Origin of the sequence: Streptomyces sp. NPDC006012 (genome assembly GCF_042871185.1) — a bacterium.
Lineage (GTDB): Bacteria > Actinomycetota > Actinomycetes > Streptomycetales > Streptomycetaceae > Streptomyces.
In genome coordinates, this window is record NZ_JBIAIE010000033.1 from 58,944 (window position 1) to 82,629 (window position 23,686).

The following is a 23,686-nucleotide window of genomic DNA, read 5'->3' on the forward strand; positions in this document are numbered from 1 at the left end:
GGACAGGGGCGGGCCCGACGGCCCGGGGACCAGCGGGACAGCCCCGGGCTCACGCCACGTGCACCCACGGCCGTCGCCGCGGATCCGGCTCCGCCCGCCGCAGCACCTCACGGGTGACCGGCGCGTCCTCGCCCTCGCCGAACACCAGGAAGCGGATGAGGAATCCGAACGGGCTGCCCTCCGACCAGCTGAAGTAGACGTGCGGGACCTCGCCGGTGCGGTCGCGCAGCGCCAGCAGCACGGCCGCGATGGTGTTGGGCACCGTCGGCCCCGTCGCCCGCAGCCTGCGCACCCCGAACCGCTCGTCGCCGTGCACGGTCACATCGGTGGTGAACTCCGAGGAGTCCGTCACCGTCACCTCCAGGAACAGCACCCGCGCGCCCTTCGGGATGAGCGTGTGCCGGCGCTGATCGTGCTCCTTGGAGCGGTACTCCCGACTGCTGCGCTCCTGCGGATAGTTCGCGATCAGCCGCAGCGGACCGGCGCGGGCGGCCTCGTCGACGAGCCGCCGTGCCGTCTCGTCCAGGTCCACCTCGCCCGCGCGCAGTTCGAAGGACCGGTGCACCCGTGAGAAGAACGACGTGACCAGGATCGCCACGATGAAAATGGCCGCGATCTTGATGCCGTCGGGCCGCTCCAGGACGTTCGCCACGAGCGTGTACGCGAACACGACGGTGATCGCACCGAAGCCGACGGTGGCACCGCGACGGCCACGCGCGCGTACCGCGACCGTGGACGCGAACGCCGCCGACAGCATCAGCACCAGCACCCCGGTCGCGTACGCCCCGCTCTGCCGGTCGACGTTCGCGCGAAACCACACGGTGATGAGGACGGCGGCCAGCATGAAGACGAGGACCAGCGGACGCACCGCGCGGGTCCACTCCGGCGCCATGCCGTACCGCGGCAGGTAGCGCGGGACGAGATTCAGCAGCCCGGCGAGCGCCGACGCCCCCGCGAACCACAGGATCGTGATGGTCGACAGGTCGTACACCGTGCCGAAGACCTGGCCCAGGTGCACGTGGGCCAGATAGGCGAGCGCACGGCCGTTGGCCGGGCCGCCGCTCCTGAAGTCGGCCTGCGGGATGAGGAGCGTCGTCGCCAGACTGGACAGCAGCAGGAAGCAGCTCATGATCAGCGCGGCGGTGGTGAGCAGCTTGCGGGTACGGCGGATGCGGCCGGCCGGGTTGTCGTAGGTGTCCGTCGGGTCGCCCTTGATCTGCGGCATCACCGCGACGCCGGTCTCGAAGCCGGACATGCCGAGCGCCAGTTTCGGGAACACGACGAGCGCCACGCCGATCATCGCCAGGGGCGAGGCGTGCTGCGCCGTCAGCGCGGTGGTCCAGTCGCCGACGCGCGCCGGGTGGGTGAGGATCTCCTGGGCGCAGACCGCGAGCACGATCAGGTTGAGCCCCAGGTAGACGGCGACCAGCGGCACCGCGACGCCGATGGCCTCCCGGAAGCCCTTCAGGAAGACCGCGCCGAGCAGACCGATCAGCACCAGGGTGATCCACAGGTTCCCGCCCCGCAGCCAGTGCGGCGCGTACGGGTTCTCCACCACGTGGGCGGTGGCGTCCGCGGACGACAGGGTGATCGTGATCATGAAGTCGGTGGCCGCGAAGCCCAGCAGCACCAGGACCAGGACCTTCCCGGTCCACCAGGGCAGCAGCCGCTCCAGCATGGCGATCGAACCCGAGCCGTGCGGGCTCTCGTGGGCGACCCTGCGATAGACCGGGAGCGCACCCAGCAGAGTCAGCGCGATCAGCACCACGGTGGCCAACGGGGAGAGCAGACCGGCCGCGAGGGCGGCGATGCCCGGCTGGTAGCCCAGCGTCGAGAAGTAGTCCACCCCGGTGAGGCACATCACCCGCCACCACGAGTGGCCCTCCTGGCCCGGCCGGGGTCTGCGGTGCGGCCCTGGGTGCCGCGCGGGCTGCTCGTTCAGCCCCTTCAGCAGCCACCCCCGGCAGCGGTCATGGAGGGCCGTGCTGCGCACCGGGGTGCCGGTCATCGGTCTCCTCCTGCCTGCTCGGGCTCACGACGGCTGCCTGGGCGGGACGTCCGGCCGGCGGGCGGCGTCCACCACATCGTGACCCGCCCCTCGTCCCCGGGCGACCGCAGATGCCCGCACCGCCCCGTGCCGCGGGGCGACCGCCGAAGCCCGCAACGCCCCGTGCCCCGGGGGGGCGACCCCAGAAGGCCGCACCGCACCCCGGACCGGGACGGCGGCGGCCTCGCGTACCGCCCCTCGGCCCGGGGCCGCCGCGGGCGTCCGCATAGGCTGGCCGGATGCAGGACGAGTACCGCACCGTCCCCCGCGCGGGCGTGCACGAGACCGAGGTCAACCGCTCCCGCTTCCTGTGCGCGCTCGCCCCGGCGGCCACCGAACAGGAAGCGCAGGAGTTCATCGCCGCGGTCCGCGCGGAGCACTCCGACGCCACCCACAACTGCTGGGCGTACGTCATCGGCGCCGACGCGTCCGTCCAGAAGGCGAGCGACGACGGCGAACCGGGCGGCACCGCGGGCGTCCCGATGCTCCAGATGCTGCTGCGCCGTGACATGCGGTACGTCGTCGCCGTCGTCACCCGCTACTACGGCGGCGTCAAACTGGGCGCGGGCGGCCTCATCCGGGCGTACGGCGGGGCCGTCGGCGAGGCCCTGGACGCGCTGGGCACCGTCACCCGGCGCCGGTTCCGGCTGGCCACGGTGACCGTCGACCACCAGCGCGCGGGCAAGGTGCAGAACGACCTGCGCGCGACCGGCCGCACGGTGCGCGACGTCCGCTACGCAGAGGCGGTCACCATCGAGATCGGCCTGCCGGACGCGGACGTGGCCGCCTTCCGCGCCTGGCTGGCCGACATCACGGCCGGGACCGCCCTGTTCGAGACCGGCGGGGAGTCCTACGGGGACGCGTGACACCCGTGACACCCGTGACCTGCGCGGCCGGCCGGGTATGACGGGCGGTCGGCGCACGGCTGGTGACGGCCCCGTACGGGAGTAACCGCCGGTGTTGTCGGACCCGGCCGTTAGTCTCGGGGATCATGAGACTCCTGCACACCTCCGACTGGCACCTCGGCCGGGCGTTCCACCGGGTGGACATGCTCGGCGCCCAGGCCGAGTTCATCGGACACCTCGTCGCCACCGTGCGTGCGCGCGAGGTGGACGCGGTGGTCGTGGCGGGAGACGTGTACGACCGGGCGGTGCCCCCGCTCGCCGCGATCGAGCTGTTCGACGACGCGCTGCACCGGCTCGCGGACCTAGGCGTGCCCACGGTGATGATCTCCGGCAACCACGACTCGGCCCGCCGGCTCGGGGTCGGCGCCGGACTCCTCGACCGCGCGGGCGTCCACCTGCGCACCGACCCGGCCGGCTGCGGCACCCCGGTCCTGCTCGCGGACGCCTTCGGGGACGTCGCCTTCTACGGCCTGCCCTACCTGGAACCCGCCCTGGTGAAGGACGCGTTCGGAGTCGACCGCGCGGGCCACGAGAGCGTGCTCGGCGCGGCCATGGACCGGGTGCGCGCCGACCTCGCCGCCCGGCCGTCCGGCACCCGCTCCGTAGTCCTCGCGCACGCCTTCGTCACCGGCGGCGAGGCCAGCGACAGCGAACGGGACATCACCGTCGGCGGGGTGGCCGCCGTCCCGGCCGGAGTCTTCGACGGCGTCGACTATGTGGCGCTCGGCCATCTCCACGGCTGCCAGACCCTCACCCCGCGGGTGCGGTACTCGGGCTCCCCCCTGGCCTACTCCTTCTCCGAGGCCGCCCACCGCAAGAGCATGTGGCTGGTCGACCTCGGCGCCGACGGCTCGGTGGCCGCCGAACGCGTCGACTGCCCGGTGCCGCGCCCGCTCGCCCGGATCCGGGGCACCCTGGAGGACCTGCTCGCCGACCCGGCCCTCACCGGCAGCGAGGCCGCCTGGGTCGAGGCCACGCTCACCGACCCGGTGCGCCCCGCCGACCCGATGGCCCGGCTCACCGGCCGCTTCCCGCACACGCTCAGCCTCGTCTTCGCCCCCGACCGGCCCCCGGAGGACCCCGACACGACGTACGCCGGCCGCCTCGCCGGCCGTGGCGACCAGCAGATCGCCCAGGACTTCGTGGCCCATGTGCGCGGCGCGGCACCGGACGAGCGCGAGCGGGCCGTGCTGCGGGAGGCGTTCGACGCCGTGCGCGCCGAGGAGGCCCTGCGGGCGGACGGGGCGCGCGCGGACGTGACCGGTGAGGACACGACGCCGCGTGAGGTGGCGCGATGAGGCTGCACCGGCTCGACGTCACCGCCTTCGGCCCGTTCGGCGGCTCCCAGCGTGTCGACTTCGACGCGCTGTCCTCCGCCGGCCTGTTCCTGCTGCACGGACCGACCGGCGCCGGCAAGACCTCCGTCCTGGACGCCGTGTGCTACGCCCTCTACGGCTCCGTGCCGGGCGCCCGGCAGAGCGGCCAGGGCCTCTCCCTGCGCAGCGACCACGCCGACCCCGGCACCCGCACCGAGGTCCGGCTCGAACTGACCGTCGCCGGACGGCGGTTGGAGGTCACCCGGCAACCACCCTGGGAGCGGCCCAAGAAGCGCGGGTCGGGAACGACGCTCGACAAGGCCCAGACATGGCTGCGCGGCTACGATCCGGCGGTGGGCGCCTGGCGGGACCTGAGCCGTTCGCACCAGGAGACCGGCGAGGAGATCACCCAGCTGCTCGGCATGAGCCGGGAACAGTTCTGCCAGGTCGTCCTGTTGCCGCAGGGCGACTTCGCCCGGTTCCTGCGGGCCGACGCCGAGGCCCGGGGACGGCTGCTGGGCCGCCTCTTCGACACCCGGCGCTTCGCCGACGTCGAAAAACGCCTCGCCGACCGGCGCCGGGCCACCGAGGCCCGGGTGCGCGAGGGCGACGCCGCGCTGCTCGCCGGCGCCCACCGCATGCAGCAGGCGGCGGGCGAGGCCATGGAGCTGCCGGAACTCGCCCCCGGTGAACCGGGCCTGGCCGCGGCCGTCCTGGGTGCCGCCGCCGTCGCGCGCAGCACCGCCCGCGAACGGCTCACCGTCGCCCACTGCCGGCTCACCGCCGCCGAGTCCGCCCACGCCGCCGCCGACCGCGCCCTGACCGACGTACGCGAACTCGCCAGACTCCAGGACAGGTTCGCCGAGACCCGACGGCGCGCGGCGCTCCTGGAGGAGCGGGCCGGCGCGCACCGCGAGGTACAGGCCCGCATGGAGCGGGGCCGCAAGGCGGAGACCGTGGCGCCCGCCCTGGAGCTGCGGGAGGCCGCCGAGGCCGAGCACCGGCGGGCCGCCGCCGCCGAGACCCGGGCGCGCGGGCGGCTGCCGGAGACCTTCGCGGACGCCGGCACCGCCGGGCTCGCCGCCGCCGCGCGCCGGGCGGCCGAGGAACGGGGCGGACTGGAGTCGGCACGCCGCGCCGAGCAGCGGCTCGCCGAACTGGTCGCCGAGCGCGCCGGCCTGGACCGTCAGGAACGTGCCGACGAGGACGTCCTGCGGGAGACCGGGAGCTGGCTGGCCGGCTGGGACGCGGCCCGCGCCGGGCTCCAGGCCCGGCTGGAGTCCGCCCAGGAGGCGGCCACCCGCGCCGAACAGCTCGCCGTGCAGCGCGAACCGGCCGGACGCCGGCTCGACGCGGCCCGACTGCGCGACCAGTTGGCCGGGGACACGGAAGCGGCCCAGGAACGGGCGCTCGGCTCCCAGGCAGCCGCCCTGGCGGCCCGCGCCCACTGGCTCGACCTCAAGGAACAGCGGCTGAACGGCATCGCCGCGGAACTCGCCGCGCACCTCACCGACGGCGAGCCGTGCGCCGTCTGCGGCGCCACCGAACATCCCGCGCCCACCCGCAGAGCCGTCGGGCACGTCGACCGGGAGGCGGAGGAGCGCGCGCTCGCGGCCCATCGGAGCGCCGACGAACAGCGCGCCGAGGACGAACGCCGACTGGGCCTCGTACGGGAGGCGCTGGCCGCGGCGACCGCCGAGGCCGGCGACACCCCGACGGAACGACTCGCCGCCCAGACGGAGGAGCTGGAGCAGGCGTACGAGCGCGCCCGGCGGGACGCGTCCGGGCTGCATGCGGCCCGCGAGGAACTGCGGCGTGCCGAGCAGGAGCGCGAGCGCCGCCTGACCGACCGGCAGCAGGCCGAGGTCAGGACCGCCTCCCGGCTCACCCGGAGGGAAACCCTCGACCGGGAACGCGCCGTTCTGGAGGCCGAGTTGGCGCAGGCCCGGGGCGCTGCCGTCAGCGTGACGGCCCGCGCCGGGCAACTGGAGCGGCAGGCGGCGCTGCTCACCGACGCCGCCGACGCCACCCGCGCCGCCGAGGAATGCGCCCGGCGGCTCAAGGACGCCGACGCCCGGCTGGCCGACGCCGCCTACCGTGCCGGCTTCGACACCCCGCGGGCCGCCGCTGCCGCCCTGCTCGACGACGCGGCCCACCGCGAACTGCAACACCGCCTGGACGCCCGGCAGGCCGAGGAGGCCGCCATGCGCGCGATCCTCGCGGAGCCGGACACGGCCGCCGCCGCCCAACGGCCGCCCGCCGACCTCGAAGCGGCCGAACGGGCCGCGGCCTCGGCGGCCGGGCGGCTGCGCGAGGCCGCGTCCGCACGCGACGCGGCGGCCCGCTGCTGCGCCGAACTCGACCGGCTCTCCGCCCGCGCCGCCGACGGCGTGCGCGGGCTCGCCCCGCTGCGCGAGGAGTACGACCGGGTGGCCCGGCTCGCCGCCCTCACCGCCGGCACCGCCGCCGACAACGAGCGCCGGATGCGCCTGGAGTCGTACGTGCTGGCGGCCCGCCTGGAGCAGGTCGCCGCGGCCGCGACGGTACGGCTGCTGCGGATGTCCTCCGGCCGCTACACCCTGGTCCACTCCGACGACCGCACCGGGCGGGGCCGCAGCGGGCTCGGACTGCACGTCGTCGACGCCTGGACCGGCCGCGAGCGGGACACGGCGACCCTGTCCGGCGGTGAGACGTTCTTCGCCTCCCTCGCGCTGGCCCTCGGCCTCGCGGACGTCGTCACCGACGAGGCGGGCGGCGCCGGGCTGGACACTCTCTTCATCGACGAGGGCTTCGGCAGCCTCGACGACCAGACCCTGGACGAGGTCCTGGACGTGCTCGACTCCCTGCGTGAACGGGACCGCAGCGTCGGCATCGTCAGCCATGTCGCCGATCTGCGCCGCCGTGTCCACGCCCAACTGGAGGTCGTGAAGGGCAGATCGGGTTCGGTGCTGCGGCAGCGGGACGCCGGATGACCGGACGGCGGCGCTGACCGGCGGACGGGCCGGCGTGCTGACGCAGGGTCAGCGGACCGGCGGGCGGACGAAGGCAGGTCAGTGAATCGTCTTGATCGCTTTCCGTGTAGGTTCTGCCCATGGCGCGATACGCGGATCCAGGCACGGTGGAGTGGGTGGAATCGGGCGGTGGCCCGCTGATCGTGGTTCCCGAGGCGGTGCTGCCGTTCTGGGCCGGGGCCGACGGCGAGGATCTCGCCACGGACTACGACCGGGCGTGCGAGGTCGACGGGTACGTCGGTCTGCTCCCGGTCGGGGACAGCGCGGCCCTCGTGCTCGGCGACGAACCGGCCGCCACCTCGTTCCTGCCGGACCACGAAATCTTCGTACGGTGGAGCGCCGCGGGCTCGGAGGACGAGCTGCTGGCGGGGGTGCCCGCCGCGCTGGACGTGGCCGTGTGGCAGAACGAGGTCAGCTGGCAGGTGCCTGGCCCGGTCGTCCTGTTCGACTCGGCCTGGCCCGGCAGCGCGACCGACCGCACCGAACACCTGCGCGTGCCGCTGGAGCCCGGCCGGTACACGGTCCGCGCGGCACACGCGCAGCCCGGCCCGGAGACCTGGCTCGGCCTGGTCCAGCTCCGCCGGCTGCCGGACTGAACGGATGGGCCGCCGGCCGGTCGGTGCCGCGACGGAACACGTGCGCACCACCGGCCGGGCGGGCACGCGCCGGGCCCGTCCAGGGCGTCGTCCCCGGTCCTGAACGGCGAGCCGTCCTGAACGGGGACCTGCGCCGAAACGGGGACCTGTCGGCATGCCCGGAACCGGCCCGTGCCGCGCCGGTCAGAGCGCGGACAGCTCGTCCACCAGGTCGTCCAGACCCAGCGAGCCCTGGGACAGGGCCGCCATGTGCCACGCCTTGAGGTCGAAGGCGTCGCCGTGCCGCTTGCGCGCGTTCTCCCGGCCCAGCAGCCAGGCCCGCTCGCCGAGCTTGTAGCCGATCGCCTGACCCGGAATGGTCAGATAACGGGTCAGCTCGCTCTCCACGAAGTCGGCCGGCCGGCTGCTGTGCGCGCCGAAGAACTCCTCGGCCAGCTCCGGCGTCCACCGCTCACCCGGGTGGAACGGCGAGTCCGCCGGGATCTCCAGCTCCAGGTGCATGCCGATGTCGACGATCACCCGGGCGGCGCGCATCATCTGCGCGTCCAGGTAGCCGAGGCGGTGCTCCGGGTCGGTCAGGTAGCCCAGCTCGTCCATGAGGCGCTCGGCGTACAGCGCCCAGCCCTCCGCGTTGGCGCTGACCCCGCCGAGGGTCGCCTGGTACCGGGAGAGGTTCTCGGCCACGTGCGCCCACTGCGCGAGCTGGAGGTGATGGCCCGGCACACCCTCGTGGTACCAGGTCGACATCAGGTCGTACTCCGGGAACCGGGTCTGCCCCATGGTCGGCAGCCAGGTACGGCCGGGACGCGAGAAGTCCTCCGACGGGGAGGTGTAGTAGGGAGCCGCCGCACCGCCGGGCGGGGCGATACGGGCCTCCACCTTCCGCACCCGCTCGGCGAGTTCGAAGTGCGTGCCGTCCAGCTCCCCGATCGCCCGGTCCATCAGGCCCTGCAGCCAGACGCGCACCTCCTCGACGCCCTCGATGTGCGCGCCGTGCTCGTCGAGGTGGGCGAGCGCCACCCACGGCGTCTCGGCACCGGGCAGGATCCGCTCCGCCTCCTGCCGCATCTCGCCCAGGATGCGGTGGTACTCGGCCCAGCCGTAGGCGTACGCCTCGTCCAGGTCCAGGTCCGTGCCGTTGAAGTAGCGCGACCAGCGCGCGTACCGCTCGCGGCCCACGGTGTTCGGGGTGCCCTCGACGGCCGGCGCGTACCCGTCCCGCATCCAGTCCCGCAGCTCGACGAGGGCTGCCGTCGCCGCGCGGGCCGCCTCGTCCAGCTCGGCCCGCAGCGCCTCGGGTCCGGCGTCGGCGAAGTCCTCGAACCAGCCGCGGCCCTTGCCGTCCGGGTCCGACCACTCGGTCAGCTGCTCGATGAAGGTGGCGGTCGGGCGCGGCGCCGCGTACAGCTTCCGCTCCAGGCCGAGCGCCAGCGACTCGCGGTAGCCCGCGAGCGCGGCCGGAACCGCGCGCAGCCGCTCGGCGACCGCCGCCCAGTCCTCCTCCGTCTGCGTGGGCGTCACGGTGAACACGTCGCGCACGGCGTGCCCCGGCGTGTGCATGTTGCCGACCGCGCGCAGGTGCTCGTCGGCATCGTGCACGGCGAGTTCGGCGGTGAGCCGCTCGCGCAGCAGACGCGCGCAGCGGCGCTCCACGGCGCTGTCCGCCCCGGGCTGCCGCTCGGCCTCGGTGAGCGCGGTGAGGGTGTCCCGCGCCAGCTCCGCCAGGGCCGTCTGGCCCGCGGGCGAGAAGTCCGGCAGCCGGCTGGAACTCTCCTTCACACCGAGGTAGGTACCGGTGACCGGGTCCAGGGCGACGAACGCGTCGACGTAGGCGTCGGCCACCTCACGGGGCAGCGGGCTCTTGGTTTCAGACATGCTGTCCATCCTGATACGGCGACGATGTCCGCGTCACCTGTACGAACCGATCTTCACCCCGATTCTGCTCAGGGCGTGGCCGGACCCTCGGCGGGTGGGCCGGGACGCCCGCCGCGGCGCTCAGTCCCGGTCGGCCGGCCGGCCGAACCGCTCCGGCCGGCAGTCGTACGGCGGGCGCGAGACGACCGGGGTTGCGTCCAGGCGGGCGGTGATGACCAGCGTGTCCTCCTCGACCTGGTGGTCGAGGGGCAGCCCGAGGCCGCGCATCGCGGCGAGCATGCCGGTGTTGGACGCCTGCGTCACGGCGTACACGCTGTCGCTGCCCGCCTCGACGGCCAGCGCCACCAGGCGGCCGAGGAGTTTGCCGCCGAGGCCGCGCCGCTGCCACTCGTCCTCGACGAGCAGCGCGATCTCCGTCTCGTCGCCGTCCCACAGCAGATGCCCGAGAGCGACGAGGCGGCCCGACGCGGTCCGCACGGCCAGCGTCCGCCCGAAGCGCGGGCTGAGCAGATGGTCGAGATAGCGGTCGGCGTCCCGGGCCGGCCCGTGGTAGCGCATGCCGAGCGTCCGCGCGGAGCAGCGCGCGTGCATGGCCTTCGCCGCCTCCAGGTCGCTCATGTCGGCCCGGCACACGGTGATCGCGGAGCCGTCCGCCGGTGTCAGCAGGTCGTGGCCGCGCGGGATCCGCGGGCCGAGCCGCGCGTCCAGCTCCACCAGTGCCCGGGCTCGCGCGAACTCGGTCGGCGTGAACGGCAGCCAGGGCCGTTCCACGGTGATCACTCCGCCTTCGGGCGCCCGCAGCCGTATCACCGTGCCCTCCAGCGCCTCGGCCGGCTCCGCCGCCTCCGGGTCGCTGCGGGCCGCCGTGGCGGGCAGCGAGCGTACGGTGCAGCGGCCCAGCAACTGCCGCAGTGCCAGCGGGAGTTCTGCCGCGTCCTGGGCGGTGCGCGCGGCGAGGCCGAGGGCCCGGGTCGGTGCGTCCACGAGGTCGTGCGCGTCGGCCCGCTCGATCCAGGTGTGCGCGCCCCCGGCCAGCGAGACCGCCCGGGTGATCTCGGCTGCCGTGAGAGTGGCCGGGGAACGCAGCAGGAACTCGTCCACCGTGCCCTCGGCCAGCGGGTGCGTCTGCAGGCTCAGCACGTCGACCCCGCGGCCCGCGAGGGCCGCGCAGAGCGCGGCCAGTGAGCCCGGCTCGTCCTGCACCGTCGTCCGCATCCGCCACAGCGCGCTCGCCCGGCCACCGGTCGCGGGTGTCGCTGCGGTTTCCTCGGACGGCCCGGTCCGCCGCGCCTCGGCGGGCGGCCGGGCGCCGGTATGGCTCGCCGGTGGGGCGTGTCCATGACGCCGAGCCCACCAGGTGTGGAACCCCGCCGTGGCGATCAGCGCGACCGCGGCGATCACCAGCAGCGCCGGGCCGTCGGGCCCGTGCCCGATCAGGTTGGCCACCACGTCCGCCACGGCGACGGCCGTGAAGAGGGCGGCGAGTTCGACGATGTCCCGTCGCCAGCGGTGTACGGCGCGTCCGCGCTTCGCACTTGTCACATCCGACATGTTTCCAGTCATGCACCCACTGTGAAGGAGCGGTGTTGCGTGATCACGAACGGTCTGTGACTGATAGGTAAAGCATGCTTCTGTCCCATTTAGCGCTTTTTGGTCATCCTTTTATTCGCAGCGGGACCCCTTGCGGGTCTCCGCCCCGGCCGTCCGTCCGTCCGGCCCGGGCCCGTGCTGCCGCCGCCCACTCGTCCTGCGCCGCCGCGTCGCGGCCCGACGGGTGGTGTGCGATCACCCGCCACCTCAACGGCCTGAAAGAGCGTCAGGAGAACACTTGAGAAATCGTCAGGTAACGAGCTGATGAGACGTCAGAAGACGTCTGCGGAGCCGCCGCGATTCGTCGCCGCAACCCGGCGAAAGCAGTTATCCGGACGCCGAGTTGGGGAGGAAGGCGAACCGTGCCGCGCACCGGGGGATGACGCCGGTGCGCGGCACGCCATTGAGGGTACGGGAGTCGGCCGCCCGGTGTGTTCCGCCGCGCCTACTGGCCGACGCGGCCCGGCTGCAACCGCTGGGTGAACAGCACCGTTCCGTCCTGTTCGTGCAGACGCACCGTCAGCTCCCCGCTGTCGCCGTCGATGTCGACCTGGCCGAAGAACTGGTAGCCGCCCGCCGGTGAGACGTTCGCCTCGGTCGGCGCCTTCACGAACACCCGCTCCGGACCGAAGGTGGCGTCGAGCGCGCTGGCCGGGAAGGCGCCCGCGTTGAGCGGACCGGAGACGAACTCCCAGAACGGCTCGAAGTCGGTGAAGGCGGCCCGCGACGGCTGGTAGTGCTGGGCCGAGGTGTGGTGCACGTCGGCGGTCAGCCAGACCGTCCCGGTGATCCGCCGGTGCTTGATGTGCCGCAGCAGTTCGGCGATCTGCAGCTCACGCCCCAGCGGAGCGCCCGGGTCGCCCTGCGCCACCGCCTCGATGTTCGGCCGGCCCTCCGTCGCGTCCGGCACGACCAGGCCGAGCGGCATGTCGGAGGCGATCACCTTCCACACCGCGCGCGACCGGGACAGCTCCCGCTTGAGCCAGTCCAACTGCTCGCGGCCGAGGATGCCCTGCGGGTCGACGGTCTGGTCGTCGGGCGAGTTGGCGTTGCGGTAGGTCCGCATGTCCAGGACGAACACGTCGAGCAGGGGACCGTACCGCACCGCGCGGTGGACGCGGCCCTCCGCGGCGCCCGGACGCAGCGTCGGGATCGGGAAGTACTCGCTGAAGGCCCGCCGGGCGCGCGCCGCCAGCACGTCGACACTCTTCTCGGTGTACCGGGCGTCCGAGTCGGCGATCACCTGACCCGGGTACCAGTTGTTGCGCACCTCGTGGTCGTCCCACTGGATGATCGACGGGACCTGCGCGTTGAACTGCTTGAGGTTCTCGTCCATCAGGTTGTATCGGAAGTTGCCGCGGAACTCCGCCAGCGTCTCGGCGACCTTGGACTTCTCCTCGGTGGTGATGTTCCGCCAGGTCCGCCCGTCCGGCAGGGCCTGGGTGGCGGCGATCGGGCCGTCGGCGTAGATGTTGTCGCCGCTGCACAGGAAGAAGTCCGGGTCGAGCCGGGCCATGGCGTCGTAGATCCGGTAGCCGCCGACGTCGGGGTTGATGCCCCAGCCCTGGCCCGCCAGGTCACCCGACCACAGGAAGCGCACGCCGTCGCGCCGGCGTCCCGAGACGGTACGGAACGTTCCGGTCACCGGCTCGCCGGTGCGCCGCGGGTCGTCCGGGTCGGCGAGCAGCACGCGGTAGTGGATCTGCTCGCCGGAGGGCAGCCCGCGCAACGCGGTGGTGCCGGTGAAGTCGGTGTCCCGGCCGAGCAGCGGGCCGTACCATCTGCGCGGGGTGCGGAACGACTCGGTGGCCGAGGTCTCCACGACCATCCGGGCCGGCCGGTCCGAGCGCACCCACACCAGGCCGGAGTCGGCGGTCACGTCGCCGACCTGCACCCCCCAGCCCGCCTTCGGACGTCCCGACAGGGCGAACGCCGGCGTCGCGCCTGCGCCGGCGGGAAGGGCCAGGGCCGCCGACGCGGCGAGCGAGCCGCGCAGGACGCTTCGGCGGCCGGGAGAGTGACGGTGCGACATGAATGCGCCTCCGGGGTCGGGGACCGGTCGATCTGCCGTGCCACAACTACTGGCGCGTCGCAGCCGGCACGGAAACCACGGGTGAACAACTGGCCCGGCGGACACGGGAATCGGAGGGCGCCTCCATGGTTGCGGCCGCGTCGACCGCTTCGGCACGCCGGTCAGCGGCTGCCGTCGAGGATCACCCGTGCGACGAGCGCCGGGTCGTCGCTCATCGGGCAGTGCCCGCAGCCGGGCAGCCGCACCAGCCGGGCCCGCGGGATGATCTGCTTGGCGCGGATCCCCTGACGGCGCACGAGCAGCAGGTCCCGGGTGCCCCAGGCGACCGTGACCGGGAGGTCCGCGAGTGCGTCGGTGAACCGGACGGCGGTTCCGGCTCGCAGGGTCGCGTCGAAGCCGGTGGCCCGGGCCAGTGCCAGCGTCTCGGCGACCACGGCCTGCGGTGGACGGCGGGTGGGCCGGGCGTAGATCGTGCTGGTCAGGGCCGTCCGTCCGGCCGGCGTCCGGGCCAGCCGCTCGACCAGCGGCGGCGGCAGCCGTCGGGAGATCCGCCTCATCGCGAGCAGGACACCGAAGGCGTAGCGCCGTTCGGCCTGCGTCCAGAATCCGGCGGGGGACAGCGCGGTGACGGACCGTACGAGCTTCTCGCGGCCCAGTTCGAGGGCGAGCAGACCGCCGAGCGAGTTCCCGGCCACGTGCGGGTGGTCCAGTTCCAGGGCCCCGAACAGGGCGCCGAGTACGGCATTGGTCGACGGCAGGTCGTAGGTGAGGCCGTCCGGCAGACCCGGGGAGGCGCCGAACCCGGGCAGATCCACCGCGATCACGTCGCGTTCGGCGGCGAGGATGTCCATCACCGGGTCCCATGCCTGCCGGTGGTGGCCGATGCCGTGCAGGAGGACCAGCGGTTCGCCCTGCCCCACGCGCGCGTAGGAGACGGTGACGCCCCGGGGGCCGTACGGGGTGGGGACCTCGAAGGAGGCGGTCGCGGACATGGGTGTGCTCCTCCTCTGGGACGGGCTGCGGACGCTGTGGACAGCTTGTCAGCAATTGCTACCGCCGGGTAGCCCCCGGCTCCCGCGTGTCCCGCCCGGTCGGCGTGCCTCTGGTTCGCGCGGCGCCGGTACACGCGGCTCTGGTCTACGCGGCTCCGGTCCGCCCGGCTCCGGTCCGATGACCGGTCTGCCGTATTCCCGTCCCCGGTCCGCCGCCTGGACATCTCGGGACCGGTCGGATGGGATGGACCGGTGACCGTGGAGACCCCGACCGATGTCTTCGAAGCGCACCGTCCCGTCCTCATGGGTGTCGCCTATCGCATGCTCGGACGCGTGGCCGACGCCGAGGACGTGGTCCAGGACGCCTGGCTGCGCTGGTCCGCCGCCGACCGCACCCAGGTGCGTGAGCCGCGCGCCTACCTGGTGCGCATCACCACCCGGCTGGCCATCGACCGGCTGCGCCAGATCCGGGCCCGTGGCGAGGCGTACGTCGGTCCGTGGCTCCCGGAGCCGTACACCACCGACTTCGCGGACACCGTCCCGGACAGCGCCGAGCGCGCGGTGCTCGCCGACTCCGTCTCCTTCGCGGTGCTCGTCGTCCTGGAGTCGCTGTCGCCACTGGAGCGCGCCGTGTTCGTCCTCCGGGAGGCATTCGGCTGTCCGTACGCCGAGATCGCGGCCGTGCTCGACCGCGGTGAGGCGGCGGTGCGCCAGCTCGCCGGGCGGGCGCGTCGGCACGTCGAGGAACGGCGGCCGCGCTACACCGTCGATCCGGCCGAGCGGCGCGACCTGACGGAGCGGTTCCTCGCCGCCGCGGCCGGCGGCGACCTGGCCGGGCTGCTGTCCCTGCTCGCCCCGGACGTGCGTCTGGTGGGCGACAGCGGCGGCAAGACGAAGGCGCCGGTGCGCGTCCTGGAGACGGCGGACAAGGTGGGCCGCTTCCTCATCGCGGTCACCGGCGACGGGGCGACCCGGATGTCCGTGCGCTTCCTGGAGGTCAACGGCGGCTTCTCGGTGCTGGCCCTCAGCGACGGCCGGCCCGACACCGTCCTTCAACTGGACGTCGCCGACGGCCTCATCCGCACCGTGTACCTCGTCCGCAACCCCGACAAGCTGCGCTCCCTGACGGACCGCTGATCCGAACCCCGACAAGCTGCGCCGGTCCCTGACGGACCGGCGGTCCGTTCCGCCCCTGTCCTCCGGCTTCCTCCGCTGCCCTCCGCCTTCCTCTGCAGCCTTCTCCCTCTGCCTTCCGCCTTCTGCCCTTCGCCCGAAGCCCCGTTGTGTGCCGCCCGCGCCGGTACCACGGGCGCTTTGCCGGTACGACGGGCGCTTTGCCTGCGCGTAACGAAGACGGCTCCGTGCGAACGCTTCGTGAACGCTCCGCTGCGGACGGTCATTCCATGGCCCGAGGATTCGATGATTGGTCTTGACCAAGGGTGCGGTGCCGCCTTATCGTCACCGATAGTGCAACAACCTTTATTAAAGAAGGCGCTAAAACGCAGCCGGACCACGGCGACAGCGGAGGACAGGGTGGGGACCACGCAGCTGGAATCGGTGCCGGAACCGAAGTACTGGCATCTCAGGACCGTACTCAGCGAGGCACTGGACTCGGAGTTCTCGGTCGGTGAGATCCTGCCCAACGAGCGGGACCTCGCCGCCCGCTTCGGCGTGGCCCGCGCCACGCTCCGCCAGGCCCTCGAACAGCTCGAACTGGAAGGCCGGCTGCAGCGTCGCCGCGGTGTCGGCACGACCGTCGCCCCGCCGCGCCTCGGCGTCGCCGTCGGCACCGAGCAGCACGCCTGGCCGGGCGCCGACGCAGACGCCTGGCAGCCCGCCGAATGCAATCAGGCGGTGCCGCCCACGCATGTCGTCACGGCCCTGGACACCGCTCCCGACGAGCCCGTGCACGTCGTGCGCCGCACCCTGGTGTCGCGCGGTCAGCCGGTGGCCTCCGAACTGCTCTACGTCCCCGTCTCCTCGGTGCCCGACCTGCCGGCGATCGACGCCCCTTCCGGTCCCGCACGCGCGCGTGCCGTACTGCGCGAGCTGCAGCGCCTGGAGCTGGAGGGCCAGGACCGCGCCGTGGAACTCGGCTCGGCCCACGCGGACGACGCCAAGGAACTGGACCGGCTGCCCGGGGCGCCCGTCCTGGTCGTCACCACGCGCTTCCTCGCCGAGGGACGCACGGCCGCGCTCTCCGTCGCCCTGTACCGCGCGGACACCTGCCGGCTCACCTTCGCCGCTTCCGGCGGGGTGGAGATCCACCACGGGCCCGAGCGGCAGGCTTCGTAGCGTCGCCTTCCGCTCCCCGCGCGCCGAGGCTGCGCACGGCGGCGTTCCCCACCTGGGCGTGCTCCGGCCGACCGGCCGTACGTACGCTGACGGTGTGAGCGCCGTCGGTCAGCGCGGAGCCGTCGCTGTACCCTCCACCGCGAACAACTGCTCCTCCACGTGGTCGAGGGCGAGCCGCAGGGCCCCCATGGGCACGGCCGCCTCGCCGAGGAGGGAGAGGGCGACCCTGGGCGGGCGCAGACAGAACCGCGCGAGTTCCTGGCGCAGCGGTTCGAGGACACCGTCCAGGCCGGCCGCCCAGCCGCCGATCACGACCAGTTCCGGGTCGAGAGCCAGGGCGAGCGCCGCCACGTCGTGCACGAGCCGCTGACTGAACCGTTCGACAGCGGCCTGCGCCTGCTCGTCGCCCTTGCGAGCGAGCGCGAACACCTCGGCGACCGCCTGTTCGTCCAGCGGGGGAAGCGGCCGGCCCGTGGTGGACAGCAGGGTCTCCGGTGTCACCTCCCGGCCCAGCAGATGCAGTGCGCCGATCTCCCCGGCCGCCCCGCTGAAGCCCCGGTGCAGCCGCCCGCCGATCAGTGCTCCGGCGCCCGGGCTCAGTCCGGCCAGCACGAACACCACGTCGTCCGAGTCGGTCGCCACGCCCTTCCAGTGCTCGGCCACCGCGGCGGCATTGGCGTCGTTCTCCACCAGCACCGGACACTTGAAGGAACGGCTGAGCCGTTCACCCAGCCGCAGGCCCGTCCACTGGGGCAGCGCCGTACCGAGCCGTACGGTGCCGTCGGTCTCGACGATCCCCGGCGTGCCGACCCCGACCGCCCACAGCGAGCTGCGCGCCACACCGGCCCGTCTGAGCAGCTCAGCGACGGCGTTCCGCAGCCGCTCCAGCCGCTCGTCCGCCGCGGCCGCCTCGGTCACCTCTCTGGACTGCGCGCCCAGGACCCGCCCGTCCAGATCGGACAGCACCGCCGCGACCCGGTGCGCCCCGATCTCCAGGCCCAGCAGATGCCCGGCCTCGGCCCGGAACCGGAACCGCCGCGCGGGCCGCCCCTGGCGCCGGGTGGTGCCCTCCTCGGCTGCGCTCTCCACCACGAGACCGGCGTCGATGAGCCCTTCGACGACCCCCTCGACGGTCGGTCTGGACAACCCGGTCACCCGGGTGATCTCCGTGAGTGTCGCGAAGTCGGCCGCACGCATCGCGTGCAGCACCACAGTGGAATTGATCCTTCGCAGCAGCGAGGGATCGCCGCCGGTCAGCCGCCCCAACGTCCGTCCTTCCAGCTCGTGCGCATGTTGGCCGGATCGTACTCGGCGCCGTGAACCCCCGGCGAGTGCCTGGCACCGACTCCCTCTCGCCGCACGGGAGATGAGTCGGGAGATGTCATGGAAGATGCCGCGGAAGATGCCGTGTGAGATGTCATGTGGGATGTCGCGGGCGAGGGCACGGGTGATCAGCCCGGAGCGACGAAGCCCGACTCGAAAGCCGCGATCACCGCCTGGGTGCGATCCCGTGCCCCCAGCTTTGCCAGGACCGCGCTGACGTGCGACTTGACCGTCTCCGTGCCGACGACGAGCCGGTCGGCGATCTCCGCGTTGGACAGCCCCCGGGCCATCAACCGCAGTACCTCGGCCTCCCGTTCGGTCAGCCGGGCCCGCTCCAGCACCGCCCGTGCGGCCCGGTTGCCGTGCCCGTCGTCGCCGAAACGGGCCGCGAGCTGCCGCACCGACGCGGGAAACAACAGCGACTCGCCCTCCGCGACCAGCCGTACGGCATGGACGATCTCGGCGGGCCGGGCCCGCTTCAGCAGGAACCCGTCGGCACCGGCCCGCAGCGCGTCGTACACGTACTCGTCGTTCTCGAACGTGGTCACCACCAGGATCTTCGGCGGATCGGCCACCGTGCGCAGCACCGCGCGCGTCGCCTCGATGCCGTCCATGAGCGGCATCCGGACGTCCATGGCGACCACGTCCGGGCGCAGTTGCCGGACCAGCGGGATCACCGCGGCGCCGTCGGCCGCCTCGCCTACCACCTCGATGTCCGGCTGAGCGGCGAGCACCGCGCGCAGACCGGCTCGGACCAGGGGTTCGTCGTCTACGAGGAGAACGGTGACCGGCATCCGCCAAGCGTATGCGCTGCGACGGGGGTGCTGGTGGGTCGTCCGGCCGTGTGCGGGGGGCGGGGGGCTGGTTGCGTGGCTGCCCGCCCCCCTGGGTGCAGGGGCAGGTCCACGCGTACCTGCCAGTCGCCCGCGTCCGGGCCGGTCAGCGCGCTGCCCCCGAGAAGGGCCGCGCGCTCGCGCATGCCGCGCAGGCCGCTGCCCCGGCCGGCACCGGCCACCCCGTCCGGCAGCGGATTGCGCACTTCCAGGGCGAGGACACCGGCCGCCACCGTGACCCGGACCAGGACCGGCACGGACCCCGCGTGCCGCAGCACATTGGTCAGCGCCTCCTGGAGAATGCGGTAGCCCTCCCGTGACACCGGACCCGGAACCGTCTCCAGCGGACCGGTCGTCTCGGCGTCGACCTTGGCCCCGGAGGCGCGCGCCGACTCCAGGAGCCGGTCGGCGTCGGCCAGCGTGGGGCGGCTGCCCGCCGGCCGCTGCGACTCGCGCAGCACGCCCAGCACCCGTTCCAGATCCCCCAGGGCGGCGCGGCCCGTCTCCTCGATGGCGCCCAGGGCCCGGTCGGTGAACTCGGGATCGCCCGCGGCCCGCGCCGCGCCCGCCTGCACCACCGCGACCGTCAGCGCGTGTCCGATGGAGTCGTGCAGCTCGCGCGCGATACGGGTGCGCTCCAGAAGCTGTTCGGTCTGCTCCTCCAGGGCGGCCAGGCGCTCCGCCGCCGACGGGCCCAGCAGCCGGCGTGCGACGGCGGTGACCAGCTCGCCGAGGCCCACCGCCAGGCCGTACAGGGCGAGCAGGGGGAGCGGGGTGAGCAGCCCGTAGGCCCAGTGCGGCTGTACCTGGTCCAGCACCGGCACGGACGGGGTGGTGTGTCCGAGGGCGAGCCGGACCAGACCGCAGGTCAGCGCCGGCAGCCAGACGGTGCCGAACACGGCGGCCACGGAGAGTGCCATCCGTGCCTCCAGCCAGAGCACGGTGCGCATCCTGTCCCGCCAGGTCGCCGACGGCGTCACCGAGATGCCGGACTCCTCCTCGCCGGGCGTCAGCAGCAGCTGCGCCTGCACGCCCTCCCCGGTCCGCACCGCCCCGATCAGCCCCACCGGGAGCAGCGCCGCCGCGGGCACCCATGGCGTCGACATGTCGATGAACAGCCAGATGCTGACGATCAGCATGGGCACCCACAGGTGCAGCACGCGCGTGTACGTCCTCCCGCGCAGCAGCGGGCGCAGAAAACGGGCCATCGGCCCATCGTGGCACGCACCACCGACAACGGACCTCCCCCGGGCGGGGGAGAAGGTGCCCACCGGCGGGGGAGGAGCGGAGCCCCCGCGAACGGCCAGGGTGGTGCCATGACCTGCATCGACGTACGAGAACTCTGCAAGGCGTACGGCGCCCGGCGGGCCGTGGACCACGTCACCTTCACCGTCCGGCCCGGCCGGGTGACCGGTTTCCTCGGCCCCAACGGTGCCGGAAAGTCGACCACCATGCGGCTCGTCCTGGGCCTGGACCGGCCGACCTCCGGGACCGCCACGGTCGGTGGCCGGCCCTACACCGGACTCCGTGAGCCGCTGCGCACGGTGGGCGCGCTGCTCGACGCGCAGGCCGCGCACGGCTCCCGCACCGGACGAGACCATCTGCGCGCCCTGGCGGCCGGCAACCGCATTCCCGTGCGCCGGGTCGACGCGCTGCTGGAGGAGACGGGCCTCGCCGCCGCTGCGCGGCGCCGGGTGAAGACGTACTCCCTGGGCATGCGCCAGCGGCTCGGCATCGCCGCCGCACTCCTCGGCGACCCCGAGGTCGTCCTCCTCGACGAGCCGTCGAACGGCCTCGACCCCGAGGGCATCGTGTGGATCCGCGAACTGCTGCGCCGGCTGGCGGCCCAGGGACGCACCGTCCTGGTCTCCAGCCACCTCATGAACGAGACCGCGGCCTTCGCCGACCACCTCGTCGTCCTCGGCCGCGGGCGTCTGCTCGCCGACACCCCGCTGCAGGAATTCGTGCACGCGCGCGTGCGACCCGGCGTACGGCTCCGTCCGGCCGACGGCACGACCCCCGCCGACCTGCTGGCCCGGCACGGCTACGACGCCGTCCCGGACGCCTCCGGCAGGTGGGCCGTACGCAACGCGCGCGTGGAGGACATCGGGCGGCTGCTGGCCGACGCGGGCGTCCCCGTCCTCGAACTCGCCTCGGTGGAGCCCACCTTGGAGGAGGCCTATCTGGATCTGACGTCGGCCGAGACCGAGTTCGCCGCCCAGCCGCAGGAGGTCTGAGCATGTCCTTCCAGCCCGCACTCCACGCCGAGTGGATCAAGATCCGTACGCTGCGTTCGCTGGTCGGCAGTCTTGCCGCGGTGCTGCTCGTCACGGCCGCCCTCGCCCTGCTCGCCTCGACGGACGAGACCGGCACCGACTCCCTGTCGTCGATGTTCTTCGGCGTCTCCTTCGGCCAGATCGCGGCGACGGCGTTCGGTACGACGGCCGTCTCGTCCGAGTTCCAAGGGGGCGCACTGCGCCTGACCCTGGCGGCGGTTCCCGACCGGCTGCGCTGGTTCGCCGCCAAGGCCACCGCGATCGCGGCCCCCGTCCTCGCCGTCGGACTGGTCACCGGAGTGGCGACCTTGCTGGTCGGCCGTGCCGCCCTCGGGCCAGGACCGGACCGGCCGACGTGGTCCGAGGGGCTGCGAGCGGCGGTGGGCTGCGGTGTCTACCTGACGCTGATGGCGCTGTTCGCGGCCGGGCTCGCGGCGGTGCTGCGCAGCGGGGTGGCCACACTCAGCGTGCTGATCCCGCTGCTTCTGATCGTCTCGTTCGTGGTCGGTGATCTGTCTGGCGGCGTCGCCGACTTCCTGCCCGACCGGGCCGGCCAGGTGGTGCTGCACAGCGACTGGGACGGCAGTCTCGGTCCGTGGACCGGCCTCGCGGTGACCGCGGTGTGGACGGCGGGGGCACTGCTCGCGGGAGCGTGGAGCGTGCACCGGCGGGACGCCTGACGCGGTGCCGCCCGCCGGTGCGGGCTCCGCTTCCCGCGCGGACGCCCCGGCGGCGGGGAAGACACGGCCGGAGGCGGAGCGACGCGGGTGCCCGCTTCAGGGTGCGCAGGGCTCCCGCAGGGGCGGCTGCGGTCCCGGGCCGCCGTCGGTCCTGCGCGCACCGGCCCGGGAACGCGCCCGTGCGGCCCCGGGCCATGCGGCCCGCTCACGCCACGCCACCGGATTTCCCCACGCCCGTGCGGGCCACGTGCCCAGCCGTCGCGGCCACGTACGGACGGACCGGATCAGAGGATCGCGCCCGGGGTGTAACCGGCCGCCTGCGGGTGCTGCTCGACGATCTTCTCGATCCGGCCGACCACCGCGCCGACCTGGTCGGCCGCCGCTCCCGTGAAGGACAGCTTGTCGGCCATCAGCGTCCGCAACTGCTCCCGGTCCAGCGGCAGTCGCTCGTCGGCAGCCAGCTTGTCGAGCAGGTCGTTGCGTTCGGCGCCCTGCTCACGCATGGCGAGCGCGGTGGCGACGGCGTTCTCCTTGATGGCCTCGTGGGCGACCTCGCGGCCGACACCGGCCCGCACCGCACCCATCAGCACCTTCGTCGTGGCGAGGAACGGCAGATAGCGGTCCAGCTCGCGGGCGATGACGGCGGGGAAGGCACCGAACTCGTCGAGCACCGTCAGGAAGGTCTCCAGCAGGCCGTCCAGCGCGAAGAAGGCGTCCGGCAGCGCGACCCGGCGCACCACAGAGCAGGAGACGTCACCCTCGTTCCACTGGTCGCCGGCCAGTTCGCCGGTCATCGAGGCGTAGCCGCGCAGGATCACCATGAGGCCGTTGACCCGCTCGCAGGACCGGGTGTTCATCTTGTGCGGCATCGCGGACGAGCCGACCTGGCCCGGCTTGAATCCCTCGGTGACCAGCTCGTGCCCGGCCATCAGCCGGATCGTCTTCGCCAGCGACGACGGCGCCGCCGCGAGCTGCACCAGTGCGGTCACGACCTCGTAGTCCAGCGAGCGCGGATACACCTGGCCCACGGAGGTGAAGGCCTGCGAGAAGCCGAGGTGCCCGGCGATCCGGCCCTCCAGCTCGGCGAGCTTCGACGCGTCGCCGCCCAGCAGGTCCAGCATGTCCTGCGCCGTGCCGACCGGGCCCTTGACGCCGCGCAGCGGATAGCGGCCGAGCAGCTCCTCGACCCGGCCGTGGGCGACCAGCAGTTCGTCGGCGGCGGTCGCGAAGCGCTTGCCCAGGGTGGTGGCCTGCGCGGCGACGTTGTGGGAGCGGCCCGCCATGACCAGCTCGGCGTACTCGCCGGCCAGCTTGCCCAGACGCGCCAGCACGGCCACCGCGCGGTCGCGCATCAGCTCCAGGGAGAGCCGGATCTGCAGCTGCTCGACGTTCTCGGTCAGATCACGGGAGGTCATGCCCTTGTGCACGTGCTCATGTCCCGCGAGGTCGTTGAACTCCTCGATCCGGGCCTTCACGTCGTGCCGCGTGATCTTCTCGCGCTCGGCGATCGAGGCCAGGTCGACGGTGTCGAGAACCCGCTCGTAGTCGGCGATCGCCGCGTCCGGCACCTCGATCCCGAGATCCTTCTGGGCCCGCAGCACGGCAAGCCAGAGCTGTCGCTCCAGCCTCACCTTCTGCTCGGGGGACCACAGCGTGGCCAGTTCGGCGGAGGCGTACCGTCCGGCGAGAACGTTCGGGATGCGGGGCTTGGCGGGCGCGGAAGTCACGTGGACAGATTCTACTGGCGATTCCTGCAGGCCAGCGCCACGGGGGGATTTGGTGGAAGCTACGAGGGGCCGCGGGGCACCAGGACAAGGGGCTACGAGGAGCTACGGGGGCCGCGCGGGGCCACGGCGGGCTACGGGGAGGCTGCCGGTGATCGGCAGCCGACGCTGCCTGCCGCCGTTTCGTCAGG

At 73.5% G+C, this 23,686-nt stretch carries 17 protein-coding genes; 8 read left to right on the top strand and 9 right to left on the bottom strand.

The annotated features are described in order from the left end of the window. Nucleotides 1-49: 49 nt before the first annotated feature. Nucleotides 50-2,008: an amino acid transporter gene (locus tag ACFYPJ_RS35045; protein ID WP_389025649.1), complete on the bottom strand. Its 1,959-nt coding sequence runs from the start codon at nt 2,006-2,008 to the stop codon at nt 50-52. A 278-nt stretch (nt 2,009-2,286) separates the two neighbouring features. Here ACFYPJ_RS35045 and ACFYPJ_RS35050 point away from each other — a divergent pair, with 278 nt between their 5' ends. The 4 genes from ACFYPJ_RS35050 to ACFYPJ_RS35065 all read left to right on the top strand — a co-directional run bounded on the left by ACFYPJ_RS35050 (nt 2,287) and on the right by ACFYPJ_RS35065 (nt 7,875). Beyond that, nucleotides 2,287-2,913 (top strand): YigZ family protein, encoded by a 627-nt coding sequence (locus ACFYPJ_RS35050; protein WP_389025650.1) that lies wholly within the window; start codon nt 2,287-2,289, stop codon nt 2,911-2,913. Between the two features lie 125 nt (nt 2,914-3,038). Further along, nucleotides 3,039-4,250, top strand: a complete 1,212-nt coding sequence (locus tag ACFYPJ_RS35055; RefSeq protein WP_389025651.1) for an exonuclease SbcCD subunit D — start codon at nt 3,039-3,041, stop codon at nt 4,248-4,250. Beyond that, nucleotides 4,247-7,240, top strand: coding sequence for an AAA family ATPase (locus ACFYPJ_RS35060; protein WP_389025652.1), 2,994 nt, complete (start codon nt 4,247-4,249; stop codon nt 7,238-7,240). The genes ACFYPJ_RS35055 and ACFYPJ_RS35060 overlap by 4 nt, the downstream gene beginning before the upstream one ends. Nucleotides 7,241-7,359: 119 nt before the next feature. Then, the gene (locus ACFYPJ_RS35065; RefSeq protein WP_389025653.1) at nt 7,360-7,875 is read left to right on the top strand and encodes an immunity 21 family protein; all 516 of its coding nucleotides are present in this window, start codon (nt 7,360-7,362) and stop codon (nt 7,873-7,875) included. 183 nt (nt 7,876-8,058) lie between these two features. On the opposite strand, the gene ACFYPJ_RS35070 is transcribed toward ACFYPJ_RS35065, so the two are convergent. The 4 genes from ACFYPJ_RS35070 to ACFYPJ_RS35085 form a co-directional block, all read right to left on the bottom strand. After that, on the bottom strand, nt 8,059-9,750 hold the full coding sequence (locus ACFYPJ_RS35070) for a DUF885 domain-containing protein (RefSeq protein WP_389025654.1): 1,692 nt from the start codon (nt 9,748-9,750) through the stop codon (nt 8,059-8,061). Between the two features lie 120 nt (nt 9,751-9,870). After that, nucleotides 9,871-11,313: a GNAT family N-acetyltransferase gene (locus ACFYPJ_RS35075; RefSeq protein WP_389025655.1), complete on the bottom strand. Its 1,443-nt coding sequence runs from the start codon at nt 11,311-11,313 to the stop codon at nt 9,871-9,873. 472 nt (nt 11,314-11,785) lie between these two features. Continuing rightward, nucleotides 11,786-13,372: an alkaline phosphatase D family protein gene (locus ACFYPJ_RS35080; RefSeq protein WP_389025656.1), complete on the bottom strand. Its 1,587-nt coding sequence runs from the start codon at nt 13,370-13,372 to the stop codon at nt 11,786-11,788. 161 nt (nt 13,373-13,533) lie between these two features. Further along, nucleotides 13,534-14,364 carry an alpha/beta fold hydrolase gene (locus ACFYPJ_RS35085; protein WP_389025657.1) on the bottom strand — a complete coding sequence of 277 codons (831 nt, stop codon included), beginning with the start codon at nt 14,362-14,364 and terminating at the stop codon, nt 13,534-13,536. 252 nt (nt 14,365-14,616) lie between these two features. Here ACFYPJ_RS35085 and ACFYPJ_RS35090 point away from each other — a divergent pair, with 252 nt between their 5' ends. Together ACFYPJ_RS35090 and ACFYPJ_RS35095 are read left to right on the top strand one after the other, a co-directional pair. Beyond that, nucleotides 14,617-15,501 (top strand): RNA polymerase sigma-70 factor, encoded by an 885-nt coding sequence (locus tag ACFYPJ_RS35090; RefSeq protein WP_389025658.1) that lies wholly within the window; start codon nt 14,617-14,619, stop codon nt 15,499-15,501. 396 nt (nt 15,502-15,897) lie between these two features. Beyond that, nucleotides 15,898-16,659, top strand: coding sequence for a GntR family transcriptional regulator (locus ACFYPJ_RS35095; RefSeq protein WP_389025659.1), 762 nt, complete (start codon nt 15,898-15,900; stop codon nt 16,657-16,659). A 108-nt stretch (nt 16,660-16,767) separates the two neighbouring features. Here ACFYPJ_RS35095 and ACFYPJ_RS35100 read toward each other — a convergent pair whose 3' ends face one another. From ACFYPJ_RS35100 to ACFYPJ_RS35110, 3 genes are all read right to left on the bottom strand, one after another. Continuing rightward, nucleotides 16,768-17,925 carry an ROK family transcriptional regulator gene (locus ACFYPJ_RS35100; protein ID WP_389025660.1) on the bottom strand — a complete coding sequence of 386 codons (1,158 nt, stop codon included), beginning with the start codon at nt 17,923-17,925 and terminating at the stop codon, nt 16,768-16,770. Between the two features lie 185 nt (nt 17,926-18,110). Further along, nucleotides 18,111-18,776: a response regulator gene (locus ACFYPJ_RS35105; protein WP_389025661.1), complete on the bottom strand. Its 666-nt coding sequence runs from the start codon at nt 18,774-18,776 to the stop codon at nt 18,111-18,113. Continuing rightward, nucleotides 18,752-20,023 (bottom strand): sensor histidine kinase, encoded by a 1,272-nt coding sequence (locus ACFYPJ_RS35110; RefSeq protein ID WP_389025662.1) that lies wholly within the window; start codon nt 20,021-20,023, stop codon nt 18,752-18,754. Before ACFYPJ_RS35110 ends, ACFYPJ_RS35105 begins: the two co-directional genes overlap by 25 nt. Before the next feature lie 108 nt (nt 20,024-20,131). Between ACFYPJ_RS35110 and ACFYPJ_RS35115 the strand changes: the two genes are divergently transcribed. Beyond that, nucleotides 20,132-21,052, top strand: a complete 921-nt coding sequence (locus tag ACFYPJ_RS35115) for an ABC transporter ATP-binding protein (protein WP_389025663.1) — start codon at nt 20,132-20,134, stop codon at nt 21,050-21,052. A 2-nt stretch (nt 21,053-21,054) separates the two neighbouring features. After that, nucleotides 21,055-21,771 (top strand): ABC transporter permease, encoded by a 717-nt coding sequence (locus ACFYPJ_RS35120; RefSeq protein WP_389025664.1) that lies wholly within the window; start codon nt 21,055-21,057, stop codon nt 21,769-21,771. Between the two features lie 284 nt (nt 21,772-22,055). Here the strand turns inward: ACFYPJ_RS35120 and purB are convergent, their stop codons facing one another. Next, on the bottom strand, nt 22,056-23,498 hold the full coding sequence (purB, locus tag ACFYPJ_RS35125) for an adenylosuccinate lyase (protein WP_389025665.1): 1,443 nt from the start codon (nt 23,496-23,498) through the stop codon (nt 22,056-22,058). Nucleotides 23,499-23,686: the final 188 nt, after the last annotated feature.

Bases quoted from the DNA above. Each gene is read 5' to 3' on its own strand.
- ACFYPJ_RS35080 (WP_389025656.1), bottom strand. From the start codon at position 13,372: ATGTCGCACCGTCACTCTCCCGGCCGCCGAAGCGTCCTGCGCGGCTCG.
- ACFYPJ_RS35055 (WP_389025651.1), top strand. From the start codon at position 3,039: ATGAGACTCCTGCACACCTCCGACTGGCACCTCGGCCGGGCGTTCCAC.
- ACFYPJ_RS35105 (WP_389025661.1), bottom strand. From the start codon at position 18,776: ATGCCGGTCACCGTTCTCCTCGTAGACGACGAACCCCTGGTCCGAGCC.
- ACFYPJ_RS35065 (WP_389025653.1), top strand. From the start codon at position 7,360: ATGGCGCGATACGCGGATCCAGGCACGGTGGAGTGGGTGGAATCGGGC.
- ACFYPJ_RS35075 (WP_389025655.1), bottom strand. From the start codon at position 11,313: ATGACTGGAAACATGTCGGATGTGACAAGTGCGAAGCGCGGACGCGCC.
- ACFYPJ_RS35115 (WP_389025663.1), top strand. From the start codon at position 20,132: ATGACCTGCATCGACGTACGAGAACTCTGCAAGGCGTACGGCGCCCGG.
- ACFYPJ_RS35050 (WP_389025650.1), top strand. From the start codon at position 2,287: ATGCAGGACGAGTACCGCACCGTCCCCCGCGCGGGCGTGCACGAGACC.
- ACFYPJ_RS35085 (WP_389025657.1), bottom strand. From the start codon at position 14,364: ATGTCCGCGACCGCCTCCTTCGAGGTCCCCACCCCGTACGGCCCCCGG.
- ACFYPJ_RS35045 (WP_389025649.1), bottom strand. From the start codon at position 2,008: ATGACCGGCACCCCGGTGCGCAGCACGGCCCTCCATGACCGCTGCCGG.
- ACFYPJ_RS35110 (WP_389025662.1), bottom strand. From the start codon at position 20,023: ATGGCCCGTTTTCTGCGCCCGCTGCTGCGCGGGAGGACGTACACGCGC.
- ACFYPJ_RS35070 (WP_389025654.1), bottom strand. From the start codon at position 9,750: ATGTCTGAAACCAAGAGCCCGCTGCCCCGTGAGGTGGCCGACGCCTAC.
- ACFYPJ_RS35120 (WP_389025664.1), top strand. From the start codon at position 21,055: ATGTCCTTCCAGCCCGCACTCCACGCCGAGTGGATCAAGATCCGTACG.
- ACFYPJ_RS35060 (WP_389025652.1), top strand. From the start codon at position 4,247: ATGAGGCTGCACCGGCTCGACGTCACCGCCTTCGGCCCGTTCGGCGGC.